Raw genomic sequence first — 13,064 nt, forward strand, 5'->3', positions numbered from 1 at the left:
ATCATCTTCATATCGAAAATTCATGTTTGAAAGAGTGAAAAATGGAGATAAGGTGTATGGAAAGATATGACAAAATTATCATTGGTGCTGGATTATATGGGCTATATTCAGCTCTCTTTTGTGCGAAAAGAGGTCAGAAAGTTATTGTCTTAGAATGTGATCCTACACCATTTAGAAGAGCTACATATATTAATCAAGCTAGAGTTCACCAAGGTTATCATTATCCACGCTCTATTTCCACGGCACTAAAGTCTGCAGGTTATTTTGAACGTTTTAATAAAGACTATGATTTCTGTATCAATCGTGAGTTTGATCAGATTTATGCTACATCTAGCCAGTATTCTTGGTCTGATGGGAAACAATTTAAAGACTTCTGTAAGGCAGCTGATATTCCATGTGAACAATTGGTGCCAGAAAATTATTTCAAACAAGGAATGTGTGATGGTGTATTTAGAACAAGAGAATACACGTATGACGCAATGATTTTATTAGATTATTTTCTAGAAGAACTTAAAAAATACTCTACTGAAGTTACCATTAAGTATGGAGTTAATATTACGACAATTGATAAGACAAGCGATTCTTATATTATTCATACGGCTGAAGGAATTGACTATGAATCAGGCTTTGTATTAAATGCGACCTATGCTAGTACAAATCAAATTTTAGAAAAAGTTGGATTTGAAAAGTTTGGTATCAAGTATGAGTTATGCGAAATTATCTTGTGTGAAGTAAATGAGAAGTTGAAAGATATTGGCTTTACTGTCATGGATGGACCATTCTTCTCCATTATGCCATTTGGTAAGACAGGACTGCATTCTCTTACGTCAGTAACATTTACACCGCATACAACAAGTTATGATGGCTTACCTACATTTGAATGTCAGAAGGAGAGTGGTGGTTACTGTTCTCCAACGCATTTAGGTAACTGTAATGACTGTCCAGCAAAGCCTAAGACAGCTTTCCCATACATGGCAAATCTTGCCAGAAAATACATGCTTGACGAGTATGGATTTGAGTATAAAGGATCACTCTTCTCCATGAAGCCAATTCTAATGAGTTCGGAGATTGATGATTCTAGACCTACAGTAATTCGTAAATATTCTGAGAATCCAACGTTTGTTGGGGTACTCTCAGGAAAAATTAATACAGTATATGACTTAGATGAGGTATTGAGTGATGGAGAATAAGGAAAAGAATTTTGCGTCAGCAGTAGTTTACGTAAGAAACGCAGAAAATCGATTAGAGAAGTTTTTGAAGACTATTATTTCTACAATGGAAGATAACTTTGCACACTCTGAAGTGATTTGTGTCAATGATGCTTCTGATGATAAGTCGTTAGAAATTATCAAGAAGACAAGTGAAATTGCAAAATCTACTAGTGTATCTGTAATCAATATGAGCTACTTTCATGGTTTAGAGTTATCCATGGATGCAGGTATTGATATGTCTATTGGAGACTTCGTGTTTGAATTTGATAATACAACATTAGACTTTGAACCAGAAATGATTATGACAATCTATTATCGTTCCTTGAAGGGATACGATATTGTTAGTGCATCACCAAATCGTAAGGAAAAGTTTACATCAAGCTTATTCTATAAAGTGTTTGATCGATTTACTGACTATTCATATAAGATGACAACAGAAAGTTTTAGAATTTTAAGTAGACGTGTCATTAACCGTGTTAGTTCAATGAATAAGACAATCCCATATCGCAAGGTTGTATATGCAAACTGCGGTCTTAAGACAGATAATCTCAAGTATGAGGTTGTAAATAATGTTGCGTTAGAAGAGGATGTGCGTGAGAAGAAGTATCGCTCAAATCTCGCGGCAAACTCATTACTATTATTTACAGAGATTGGTTATCGATTTGCGAAGTTTATGACAGTATTTATGATGATTGTTTCTGTATTTATGGTACTTTATTCTGTCGTTGTGTATCTTACAGCCAATCCAGTTGTTGGATGGACAACAACCATTTTATTCTTATCCGTCGCATTTTTTGGATTATTTGGAATTTTAACTATTATCATCAAGTATCTACAGTTATTAGTTGATTTGGTGTTCAAGAGAAAACAATATAGTTTTGAAAATATTGAGAAGTTAACGAAGTAGGAGATTTTTATGAAGAAGGCACTCGTTGGTTATACAGGTTTTGTTGGAAGTAATATTTACGCTGCTACTGATTTCGATGCAGTATATAATTCTAAAAATATTGAAGATGCTTTTGGTACTAATCCAGATTTATTAGTATATGCTGGATTACGCGCTGAAAAATATTTGGCAAATAGTGCACCAGAACAAGATATGGCACTAATTATTCAAGCAGAAGATAATATTACAAAGATCAATCCTAAGAAACTCGTACTCATTTCAACAATTGATGTTTTCAAGGTGCCTGTTAATGTGGATGAAAATTCTACAATTGATACAGTTAACCTGCATGCATATGGGTATAATCGCTATCAACTAGAAATTTGGGTGAAAGAGCATTATCCAGATGCGTTGATTATTCGTTTACCTGGTTTATTTGGAAAGAATATTAAGAAGAATTTTATCTTTGACTTTATCAACGTAATTCCATTTATGTTAAAGAAAGAGAAGTTTGATGAGTTGGTTCAAAAAGATTCTTCTTTAGAGAAGTATTATGTATTGCAGGACAATGGTTTCTATAAAGTAAATTGTCATGAGGAAGATAGAGAACGATTAAAGAGTAAGTTTAAGGCATTGCAATTCTCCGCACTTAACTTTACAGATAGTAGAAGTGTATATCAATTCTATAATCTTGGCAGATTATGGAGTGATATTGAAGTGGCATTAGAGAATAATCTTCATATGTGGCATCCTGCAACAGAACCTGTATCGGCAGGAGAAGTATATGAATACTTAACAGGAGAACAGTTTGTAAATGAACTAAATGGAACTCCTGCAAACTATGACTATAAGACAATCCATGACACGCTTTATGATGGTCAAAATGGATATATCTGTGATAAGAAAACTGTACTAGCTGATATCAAACAGTTTGTGGAGGCTAGATAATGTTGAAACAAGCAAAAAACAATATTGTATTTGCAGTGTTGTCATTGCTTTTATTAACGCTCTTGGTAATGATTGGACCATTGAACGCTTTTCAACATGGCTATTTCGCAAATGAAGAGGATATTAATACCATCGCAAGTAAAGATTTAATCGGTGAATATGATTTGACTAACGGTGGCAAATTTACGACTACTTTTGTGCCTGCAAGAAAACATATGACAGGTGTGGAAGTATATATAGTAAAGCAAGATTCTACACAGGGAAGCCTCATACTTACAATTGAAGATAATAATGGCAAGATTATTGATCATAGTGAAGTAGAAGTGGCCAACGTTAAGTCAGAGACTTGGTATAAATTTTATACAAAGGCAAAGTATCAAATCGGAAGTCAATATACATTGCATATCTCTACAACTGGAACAAATGGGAATATAACTCTACAGAAGGCTACAACATCATATATGTCTGAAGAGAATCCATCAGGAGAAGTTTTATTAAGTTTTGCATACAAGAAAGCAACATTTAATCATGAAACGCGTATCTTGATATGTAATATGATAATTTCTCTTTGGATTATCTTGCTATCTACTCGATTCACTGAAAAGAAGCAGAAAACTATACGACTACTAGGTGTCGTTGGAATACTTGTTACTTTACTAAGCTGGAATTTCATATTCAGTTCTCTTTATGGTCAAACTGCAAGTAATACATCTTTTCAAACATATAATGACAGTTTGAATACAGGTATTGCAGAAGCAGAGAGATATAATGATTTCTTTGTGGCCGATGATACATATCAATATGGACTAGGCCGTTATTCAAGTATTAACGGTAGCTATTATGGGATGAGAAATCCATACACAAATAATGATGAGTGGACGGAGGGTTATTCAAATACAGAGTCAGCTATCTTAGTAAATGATAGTCCCTATATTATTAAAATATCCGAAACTGCAAAAAAAATAAGATTTCAAAATGGAGATACATACGCCATTAAGGATATTAAAAAGATTGGCGATAATTATCGTGTTGACTTAGATGGACCTGTCTTAAGTGTTGCTAAACAAGGTGCGTTAGATTATGCGGTGTTCATCGATGCGAGTGGAAGTGATTTACCTCGAGGATACCTTTCCCCATATAAACAACAATTTGGTTTACAAGGGAAGGTATTTAGACTCGTTTATAGAGTTTTACATAATGGTGATACTGCACTAGATTTACTAAAACTTGCATGTAGTATGATGACAGCTCTTGTATTCATTGTTATCAGTCTATTAATCAAGAAAAAGTACAATGCAATCTTGGCAGGATGCTTTCTACTCACTTTCTGGTTGTCACCTTGGACAGCGATGTTTGCGCAGAATCTTTATTGGGTTGAATTTACCTGGTTTATACCAATGGCAGTTGGTTTATACTGTTCAATAAATATAAATGACTTCAAGGCAAGATGTATTTCGTACATGCTTGCATTTGTATCAATATTAATTAAGTGCTTATGTGGGTACGAATATATATCTACTGTGATGATGGGATTGATTACTTTCCTGCTTGTTGACTTGGTAAATGCAATGCTGTCGAAAAACAAAGAGAAATCCATTCTAATTTTCCGAACAACGTTTGTAATGGGTATTGTTGCAGTACTAGGTTTTACAACTGCTATATGCATGCATGCAATTCTTAGAGGAAATGGAAATCTTCTTGAAGGTATTATTACCATTTTCAAAAGTGATGTATTAAGAAGAACTTCGGGTGCAGATTTGAACCAACTTTCTACAAACCTATGGGATTCTATGAATGCGTCTATTTGGGAAGTTCTTTGCCGATATTTTCATTTTGACACAGATATCGTAGTAGGAGTTTCAGGCAAACTATTTCAGGTTATTTGTATTATTCCATTAGGAATATTTGCATATGACTTCCACAATAGAAAATTGGATGTAATTAAAGTTGCTTTATATATTGTCACATTCCTTACTTCCATTTCGTGGATTGTACTTGCTAAGTCACATTCCTATGTGCATACTTTCCTAAATTTTGTACTGTGGTATTTTGGCTTTATTCAGGTATGTATTTATATTATTTTTGATCAATTTTCTAGTGTCGTGAACAATCATCGAGCGAGGGGTAAGAGTAATGAAGCTATCGATATCAAATATTGGATGGACTGAAAATAACGATAATGCAGTTTATCAACTGATGAAGAAGTATGGATATTCAGGTTTGGAGATAGCTCCAACTAGGATTTTCCCTGTTTTACCATATGATAAATTAGAAGAAGCAATTGATTGGGCAAAAGAATTACACAGAGAATATGGATTCATTGTTCCATCAATGCAGTCAATTTGGTATGGTCGCCAAGAAAAAATCTTTGGTACAGAAGAAGAACGTCGAATATTAATAGACTATACGAAGAAAGCAATTGATTTTGCACATGCAATTGGTTGTAAAAATCTAGTTTTTGGCTGCCCAAGAAATAGAGTGCTATCTGAAGATAAAGATCAGGCTATAGCAATAGAATTCTTTAGAGAATTGGGTGAGTATGCATTATCAAAGGATACTGTAATTGGTATGGAAGCAAATCCACCTATCTATAACACCAATTTTATTAATAATACAGAATCTGCACTAAAGTTAATTCGGCAGGTAAACTCAGAAGGTTTTAAGTTGAATCTTGATGTAGGAACTATGATTTATAATGGTGAGTCTATTGGTGAATTAATCGGAAATATTGAATATATTAATCATGTTCATATCAGTGAACCAAACTTAAAGCCAATTGAAGAAAGAAAACTTCATATAGATTTAAGAAATGTACTTCTTTCAGAGGGGTATCAGGGATATGTATCCATTGAAATGGGAAAGGTTGATAATCTTGCAATTTTAGATGAGAAATTGAAATATGTTGCGAGATTGTTTCAGGAAAAATAGGATAAATAAATATATGAAATAGGACAGTTTAGATACTATTTCAGGAGGTTTTATGAGAAAGTCAGATAAGAAAAAGAAAGGTATAATTTGGCAAAAGATTCTAGAAAATAAGCTGTTTATTCTTGGGACCCTTTTAATGTTATTGATTTGTCTAATTCATACTTTTAAGGATGCTAGTTTAGCAAATTTCGTTCCGATTAATGGAACTTTTCAGAATTATAATCCTGTAAGAAGATTTCTTGCAGGGCAAGTCCCTTTTAAAGAGTATGCAGATTATCTTGGATTAGGGCATCTTTACCTAGGAACATTATTTACAGTTCTTTTTGGCGGTACTTATCAAAGTTCGCTATATGCTTATACGTTTCTGACTTTTTTTGGATTTGCACTATTTATTATGCTTATTTCTTGGGCTGTTTTAAGGAATAAAGAAAAGGCGGTAATTCTCACAACTACTGTTTTAACAATTATCTTAATTATACCGATCTTCTTTGAAAATATTCTGGCAAATAGTGATGGTCTTTTAAAAGCTTTACGTTATTCATTACTGCCAGGTAATTCTGCAAGAATGATGAGAGGTACTATTTTAGTACATGCATGTATATTAATTTATTTGGGATATTTAATCTATACAAAGTGGATTCAGAAAAAAGAAGTTAAATTTAAAAAGTATTTACCTTATTTTTATATTGCAATTGTAGCAGGTATGAGCTTTTGTTGGAGTAATGATTATGGCATTGGTAGTTGGCTATGCTTAATCCTTATGAATGCTTTCCTTGCTCTATCGAGGGAAAGAAAAATTACTTTTGCAATTGGGGTGTTATTATCATCCATCTTAGTTTCATTTGTATCCCTATTTCTGGTTGTGGAAATTCTTACCTTTGGTAACTTTAAGGGATGGATAACATTCACATTTGGTACTGGAGGATATCAGTCTTGGTTCTTTAATAACAATTATTATAGAAGCTATTATTTATTTGACGTAGATTTTAGTTTTGTCATGTTAGTTCAGGGCTTATTAGTACTGCTATACTTGAAAAAATTATTTGATGCTAGAGGAACAGCGGAAGCATGTAAACGATATGGTATTTTAGCCTTTATCAATATGTCGTGTTTTGCGGTTGTAAATGAGTATAGATTGATTAGTAATGGTCAGTTGTATGAAGTTAGTTTTATTGTACTTCTTCTAACAATTTCAGTTGAATTGTTTAATGTTCTAAATTCACTGTTTGAAAGCCAACGGTTACGACGTAATCTGGTGGTTGGGTCTGTAGTACTATCACTTGCATGGGTAAGTTCTACTATGAAAGACCTTATGACAATGAAAGTTCTTGGTCAAAGTGGATTGTATGTACCACAGATGGGTGGCTATATGACAACACTAAACAATGACTTGTATGCTGCTCATGCATTCTTGAATGGTGAAGACTTCTTTGCAACATACGCGACTGCACAGGAATTAATGGAAGGAAAGTTCCAACCAACAGGAATAGACTATATTATTCATGCATTAGGTGATAAACAACGTCAGGCGTATTTAGATGCATTCAAGAATGGAACATTCAAGTATGCTGCAACAATCCGCGATGATTATACAGACTGGTCATTCTGGATGAAGCGTGCAAACTGGTTCTTCTATCGCGAACTTTATCAAAGTTGGCATCCTGTATTTGCAAATACTTATGAGACCTATTGGGAAAGAAATGCAGATGGTGAAACAACTACAATTCATGATGGTTTTACATTAAAAGTGACAGAAATAAGTGCAACTTCACAAAAGATTGAAGTGATATGTAATGATTCTACAGTTAATGGTATAGCAGATGTATATGTGGATTATCGTGTAGAAAAAAAAGGTAATCTTAGTTCTAAGGTAATGTTCCGAAGAGAGCTGGAAGTGAAAAATACTGGGAAACTTTACCCTGTTGGTGGTCTATTCTATGATCATAATCATTTACGACCTATATCAGCGGAATACATTCCGGTTGAAATTTCAAATGGCCGTGGTGAAGTTACAATTACCTCACAACCATCACATAGTACGGTTCTGAACGTGAATGAAGCAAAATGTGATGCTATTTATGGCGTATCATCGAGATATATCCCGCTTCTTTCTACTAATGTTGAGAAAAATCAATTTATTATTCAAAAGTATGCTAGATATGTAAATGATACTGCCGATGCTAAGAAAGTCATTTATCATGGCAAAGAATATACCGTTACAAATATTAGTCCTGAAGATGATGGTGTTTACATTACGGTAGAAGAGACTATCGAAGAGGATGATAACATGGAAAATTTTATCCAAATACGATAAAATTCATTCGGTTTCTTTTGAAAGGATGGCAATTATGATTGTTGAGAAAAGACCTGGAGTGCCAAAGTATGAATGCTTTGAGTACGCTGAAAAAACGAAAGATTATGTAGTGCTAATTCCAATTATTAACGAAGGAGACCGCATTACAAAGGAACTTACTAGGGCAAAGGAACAACATATTTCTGATTATGCGGATATTGTAATCTGTGATGGTGGTTCAACAGATGGATGTACTGATGAAGTATCGTTGCGTAGTCTTGATGTAAATACATTGTTGATTAAGCGTGATGAAGGAAAACAGGGTGCACAATTACGTATGGGAATCTCATGGGCCCTTGAAAGAGGTTATGAAGGTGTAATTACCATTGATGGAAATAATAAAGATAGTATTGAAGACGTTCCAAATTTTATTCAAAAATTAAAAGAAGGATATGACTTGGTACAAGGGTCACGTTTTATAGAAGGTGGTAAAGCAATCAATACACCATTTATTCGTACAGTATCTGTACGTTTCATTCACGCACCTGTTATTTCTCTTACCGCACGACAGAAGTTTACAGATACAACAAATGCATATCGTGCGTATTCAAGAAGATATTTGACTGATATTCGTGTACAACCTTTACGTGATATCTTTATGACATATGAATTACTTGCGTATCTTTCTGTACGTGCAACACAGTTAGGAATGAAGGCATGTGAGATTCCTGTTACACGGGCATACCCAAAGACAGGAAAGACACCTACAAAGATTAGTTTCTTTAAAGGTAATTCAGAGTTATTACGTATCTTATTTAAAAACATGCAGGGTGCGTATAACCCGCAATAAGGTGACATTATGATTGAATCGATTCAAAAGAATAAGAAAGGGATACTACTAATGTTAGTATCCTCTATCTGTGTATGTGTTGGACAATTATTATGGAAATTATCTGCTACGCAAGGCCTTCTTTTCATGCTAGCAGGTTTTGTATTTTATGGTGCAGGTGCACTAATTATGATTATTGCCTATAAGTTTGGAAAACTATCTGTATTACAACCAATGCTGAGTTTAAATTATGTTTTAAGTATTTTATTAGCTGCTTTTGTACTTCATGAAGCAATAACGATATATAAAGTGATGGGTGTTATCATCATTACCTGTGGAGTTATTATGATTGCAGGAGGTGATGAATAATGCTGATATATTATATCGTATTATTAATCATGACGATGTTTGGATCTGTAGCATCATTATTCTTGAAAAAGGCATCGGCATCAAAAGGTCTTATAGATATGATAAAGAATATCAATCTATATATAGGTGGTTTTCTTTATGTATCTTCAGCGATATTAAATATATGGTTATTAAAGGTGTTAGATTACTCTGTGATTTTACCACTGACATCACTAACATATATCTGGACAATGATTTTATCCTACCTTATTTTAAAAGAAACAATTACAGTTAAGAAGATTATTGGTGTTTGTCTAATATTAACTGGAGCCATCATTATTTCAATTTATTAGAAAATTCTGTTGTACGTCATAAGAGGAGAAGGATATGCAATTTAATACTTATGTATATATGTTACTGTTTTTACCAGTTACAATATTAGGATATTTTGTAATTAACAAATTCAGTTATTTCTTTGCAAAGATATATTTAGCAGCTATATCTATATTCTTCTATGCATACGCTGGATTACCTGGATTTCAGTGGCTTGTAATCAGTATTGTATTTAACTATCTCATAGTGATGTTGATGAAGCGTATGCATAGCAAACTGATACTTTGGATGGGAATTGTTTTTAATATTGTACTGTTGTTTTATTTTAAATATACGAACTTTGCAATTTTAACAGTAAATGATTTATTACATAAGAATATTCCTCTGACAAAGATGGTCTTACCAATTGGTATTAGTTTTTTTACATTCCAGCAGATTGCATATATTGTTGATTCCTATCGTGGAAAATTGGAGGAACACTCGTTTTTAGATTACATAAATTATGTCGCATTCTTTCCAAAGATTCTAATGGGACCACTTGTTTCACCAAGTGCGCTAATCGCACAATTTCATGATGAAAGCAAACGTAATTTTTCATCGCAAAATATGGTTGATGGAATCCAAATGTTTATCATTGGATTATTCAAGAAAGTAATCTTAGCAGATACATTTGCGAAGGCAGTAGCATGGGCGTGGAGTGTAGGTGACTTCAAGCAAATTACATCAATGGATGTATTCCTCGTAATGCTTGCGTATACATTCCAAATCTATTTTGACTTTAGTGGATATAGTGATATGGCGATAGCTTCTGCTAAAATGTTAAATATTGAATTGCCAATAAACTTTGATTCTCCATATAAAGCTTATTCTATTCGCGACTTCTGGAAACGCTGGCATATCTCACTAACAAAGTTCTTGACGGAATATATTTATTTTCCGTTGGGCGGAAGTAAAAAAGGTGAAGTTAGAACATATTTAAATACAATGATAGTATTTCTAATTTCTGGTATTTGGCATGGTGCAAACTGGACTTTTATACTATGGGGCATTCTACATGGAGTTTTTAGTATTTTTGACCGTCTAGTAGAAAAGTTTAGAAAGAATATCCATCCGGTATTACAATGGTTGGCTACATTTTTTACAATCAATGTTCTTTGGTTACTCTTCCGGGCTAATAGTATTGGAGAATGGAAACATGCATTATCACAAATGCTTAGATTCCAAAGTACAGCAATCAGTGATGGGCTGTTAAATGTGTTTGTTGTACCCGAAACAAAGATAATAACCAAGGTATTCCGTCTTTACTTCTTTGAAGGAAATATCAGAGGTTTCTGGATGCTTATATTTTATTTGATAGGGTTTATTTTATGCCTTGGATTTGAAAACGCATATCGAAGAAAGTACAAGCAAAATATTGTGACGGCTTTCTTTTATGCAATTCTATTTGTTTTCACTTTGACTTGCATTGGAAGTGAGTCTGTATTTGTTTATTTCAATTTCTAATGGAGGTGATACGCAATGAAAAATAAAACGTGGTTACTTACATTTTCCGTTGTTGTACTTGTTTGTGTTGTTGCGATTAGTTCTGTGACAATCTATGTTGATCCTTATATGCACTACCATAAGCCTCTTACAAACAAATACTTTTATGTGCTAGACAACCAGCGCAGTCAGAATAATGGTATTATTAAGCATTTTGAGTATGATGCAGTTATTACTGGAACTTCTATGACAGAGACATTTAAAACATCTGAGATGGATAAGATTTTTAATTGTAATGCAATCAAGGTGCCTTTTTCAGGAGCTTTCTTTAAAGAGGTTAATGATAATCTTGAACTTGCTTTAAAAACACATCCAAATATTAAATATGTTATACGTTCGCTAGATAGATATGGTTTCCTTGTAGATAAAGATGAGAAGCGTGACGATTTGGGTGATTATCCTGAGTATCTTTATGATGATAATCCGTTAAATGATTTTGAGTATCTACTTAACAGGGATATTTTATACAATCGAATTCTTAAAATGCATGACGATAAAAAAAATACAGGTGTAGTTGGAATTACTTCATTTGATGATTATTCAAATTGGATGAGTTTTTACAAATTTGGTAGGGATGCTGTTTTGAATACATCGATTAAGGAGAGGGAGTTTGACTACACTGTCATAGATGATGAGATGATTCGTGGAACAGTTGAACAAAATATTACTAATCTTGCGGATCAATATCCAAATACACAGTTCTATTATTTTCTACCTCCATATAGTGCACTTTACTGGAAGAAACTGAAAGAGAATGGAATTCTTCAACGACAAATTGAAATTGAAGAGTATGCGCTATCTCTAATAGTTAAACATAAAAATATCCATGTATTTGGTTGGAATCGTTTTGATATTACAGATAATCTAAATAACTATAAAGATAATACTCATTATGGTGAATGGGTAAATTCTTGGATGCTATCTCAAATGAAAAAAGATATTGGCCGCTTGAACGAAAGTAATTATAAAAACTACTTTAAAGAGCTCTATGATCATTACATGAATTTTGACTATGATAGTTTACTTACACAGACTGATAATGAGGATGACTTCGAAGTTGCTAGGGAACTTGAAAAAGAAATTACTGGAAACAAATAAAAATTATGTGCAAAAAAGCCTTCGTATAGGAGACTTTTTTACATGCTTGCAAGTTATTTTAGATTACCTTTTTTAATATGATTTTGAAGAATTTGATCTGTCACTTCGTAGATGACCTCTGAGCCAAGTTTTGTTTTAGACTGACGACCATATACCTTCTCTGCAGTAACCTGATGTTCCTTCCAGTCACCACCATTATTTGAGTCGTTTAGTAAGAGGGGCTGGAAATTATCCATTGCATGTGCAAACCGTGCTTCTGGAGTTTCGTTGGCTTCAAACTCATCAAATAGAGCAATGAGTTCTGCTTTTTGATCATCAGGTAGTATTGAATAGATTCTTTCTTTGGCGAGATCTTCTCTTGCCTTTTGTGTCTTTAGACCTTCTGTATCGTATGCGTAGGTATCACCTGCATCAATTTCAACAATGTCATGAATAAGACACATCATCATTGTTTTAGCAACATCAATCTTTTCATTTGCATGTTCCTTTAAAAGATAGGTCATGATAGCCATGTGCCATGCATGTTCTGCGTCATTCTCATTTCGTCCATGATTGGTTAAATGAGTCTGACGGAAGATATTCTTTTCTTTATCGATCTCTAGGATGAAATCCATTTGTTTTTGTAAACGTTCATTCATGAGTGATATG

Annotated in this window: 12 protein-coding genes; 11 read left to right on the top strand and 1 reads right to left on the bottom strand. The window is 33.5% G+C overall.

From position 1 onward, the window contains the following. Positions 1-56: 56 nt before the first annotated feature. The 11 genes from RYK16_RS01230 to RYK16_RS01280 are packed head-to-tail and all read left to right on the top strand — an operon-like array spanning position 57 to position 12,416. The gene (locus RYK16_RS01230) at positions 57-1,190 is read left to right on the top strand and encodes an FAD-dependent oxidoreductase (RefSeq protein WP_314850245.1); all 1,134 of its coding nucleotides are present in this window, start codon (positions 57-59) and stop codon (positions 1,188-1,190) included. After that, positions 1,180-2,118 (top strand): glycosyltransferase, encoded by a 939-nt coding sequence (locus tag RYK16_RS01235; RefSeq protein WP_314850246.1) that lies wholly within the window; start codon positions 1,180-1,182, stop codon positions 2,116-2,118. Before RYK16_RS01230 ends, RYK16_RS01235 begins: the two co-directional genes overlap by 11 nt. Before the next feature lie 9 nt (positions 2,119-2,127). Further along, the gene (locus RYK16_RS01240; RefSeq protein WP_314850247.1) at positions 2,128-3,045 is read left to right on the top strand and encodes an NAD(P)-dependent oxidoreductase; all 918 of its coding nucleotides are present in this window, start codon (positions 2,128-2,130) and stop codon (positions 3,043-3,045) included. Beyond that, entirely contained in the window at positions 3,045-5,213 is a 2,169-nt protein-coding gene (locus tag RYK16_RS01245) for a hypothetical protein (RefSeq protein WP_314850248.1), read from the top strand. Before RYK16_RS01240 ends, RYK16_RS01245 begins: the two co-directional genes overlap by 1 nt. Continuing rightward, positions 5,179-5,973: a sugar phosphate isomerase/epimerase family protein gene (locus tag RYK16_RS01250; protein WP_314850249.1), complete on the top strand. Its 795-nt coding sequence runs from the start codon at positions 5,179-5,181 to the stop codon at positions 5,971-5,973. The genes RYK16_RS01245 and RYK16_RS01250 overlap by 35 nt, the downstream gene beginning before the upstream one ends. A gap of 52 nt (positions 5,974-6,025) precedes the next feature. After that, positions 6,026-8,287: a hypothetical protein gene (locus RYK16_RS01255; RefSeq protein WP_314850250.1), complete on the top strand. Its 2,262-nt coding sequence runs from the start codon at positions 6,026-6,028 to the stop codon at positions 8,285-8,287. A 34-nt stretch (positions 8,288-8,321) separates the two neighbouring features. Then, positions 8,322-9,116: a glycosyltransferase family 2 protein gene (locus tag RYK16_RS01260; RefSeq protein ID WP_314850251.1), complete on the top strand. Its 795-nt coding sequence runs from the start codon at positions 8,322-8,324 to the stop codon at positions 9,114-9,116. A 9-nt stretch (positions 9,117-9,125) separates the two neighbouring features. Then, positions 9,126-9,464, top strand: coding sequence for an EamA family transporter (locus RYK16_RS01265; RefSeq protein ID WP_314850252.1), 339 nt, complete (start codon positions 9,126-9,128; stop codon positions 9,462-9,464). Continuing rightward, positions 9,464-9,796 (top strand): EamA family transporter, encoded by a 333-nt coding sequence (locus RYK16_RS01270; RefSeq protein WP_314850253.1) that lies wholly within the window; start codon positions 9,464-9,466, stop codon positions 9,794-9,796. The genes RYK16_RS01265 and RYK16_RS01270 overlap by 1 nt, the downstream gene beginning before the upstream one ends. Positions 9,797-9,830: 34 nt before the next feature. Then, on the top strand, positions 9,831-11,279 hold the full coding sequence (locus tag RYK16_RS01275) for an MBOAT family O-acyltransferase (RefSeq protein ID WP_314850254.1): 1,449 nt from the start codon (positions 9,831-9,833) through the stop codon (positions 11,277-11,279). A gap of 15 nt (positions 11,280-11,294) precedes the next feature. After that, on the top strand, positions 11,295-12,416 hold the full coding sequence (locus RYK16_RS01280; protein WP_314850255.1) for a hypothetical protein: 1,122 nt from the start codon (positions 11,295-11,297) through the stop codon (positions 12,414-12,416). 53 nt (positions 12,417-12,469) lie between these two features. On the opposite strand, the gene RYK16_RS01285 is transcribed toward RYK16_RS01280, so the two are convergent. After that, a complete protein-coding gene (locus RYK16_RS01285) occupies positions 12,470-13,054 on the bottom strand; it encodes an HD domain-containing protein (protein ID WP_314850256.1) in 585 nt (194 codons plus the stop codon). Positions 13,055-13,064 lie beyond the last annotated feature (10 nt).

Origin of the sequence: uncultured Solobacterium sp. (genome assembly GCF_963550625.1) — a bacterium.
Lineage (GTDB): Bacteria > Bacillota_I > Bacilli_A > Erysipelotrichales > Erysipelotrichaceae > Bulleidia.

What these genes read in the sequence shown, in the direction of transcription:
- RYK16_RS01230 (WP_314850245.1), top strand. Translation starts at nt 57, where the DNA reads ATGGAAAGATATGACAAAATTATCATTGGTGCTGGATTATATGGGCTA.
- RYK16_RS01235 (WP_314850246.1), top strand. Translation starts at nt 1,180, where the DNA reads ATGGAGAATAAGGAAAAGAATTTTGCGTCAGCAGTAGTTTACGTAAGA.
- RYK16_RS01255 (WP_314850250.1), top strand. Translation starts at nt 6,026, where the DNA reads ATGAGAAAGTCAGATAAGAAAAAGAAAGGTATAATTTGGCAAAAGATT.
- RYK16_RS01270 (WP_314850253.1), top strand. Translation starts at nt 9,464, where the DNA reads ATGCTGATATATTATATCGTATTATTAATCATGACGATGTTTGGATCT.
- RYK16_RS01280 (WP_314850255.1), top strand. Translation starts at nt 11,295, where the DNA reads ATGAAAAATAAAACGTGGTTACTTACATTTTCCGTTGTTGTACTTGTT.
- RYK16_RS01285 (WP_314850256.1), bottom strand. Translation starts at nt 13,054, where the DNA reads ATGAATGAACGTTTACAAAAACAAATGGATTTCATCCTAGAGATCGAT.
- RYK16_RS01240 (WP_314850247.1), top strand. Translation starts at nt 2,128, where the DNA reads ATGAAGAAGGCACTCGTTGGTTATACAGGTTTTGTTGGAAGTAATATT.
- RYK16_RS01250 (WP_314850249.1), top strand. Translation starts at nt 5,179, where the DNA reads ATGAAGCTATCGATATCAAATATTGGATGGACTGAAAATAACGATAAT.
- RYK16_RS01245 (WP_314850248.1), top strand. Translation starts at nt 3,045, where the DNA reads ATGTTGAAACAAGCAAAAAACAATATTGTATTTGCAGTGTTGTCATTG.
- RYK16_RS01275 (WP_314850254.1), top strand. Translation starts at nt 9,831, where the DNA reads ATGCAATTTAATACTTATGTATATATGTTACTGTTTTTACCAGTTACA.
- RYK16_RS01260 (WP_314850251.1), top strand. Translation starts at nt 8,322, where the DNA reads ATGATTGTTGAGAAAAGACCTGGAGTGCCAAAGTATGAATGCTTTGAG.
- RYK16_RS01265 (WP_314850252.1), top strand. Translation starts at nt 9,126, where the DNA reads ATGATTGAATCGATTCAAAAGAATAAGAAAGGGATACTACTAATGTTA.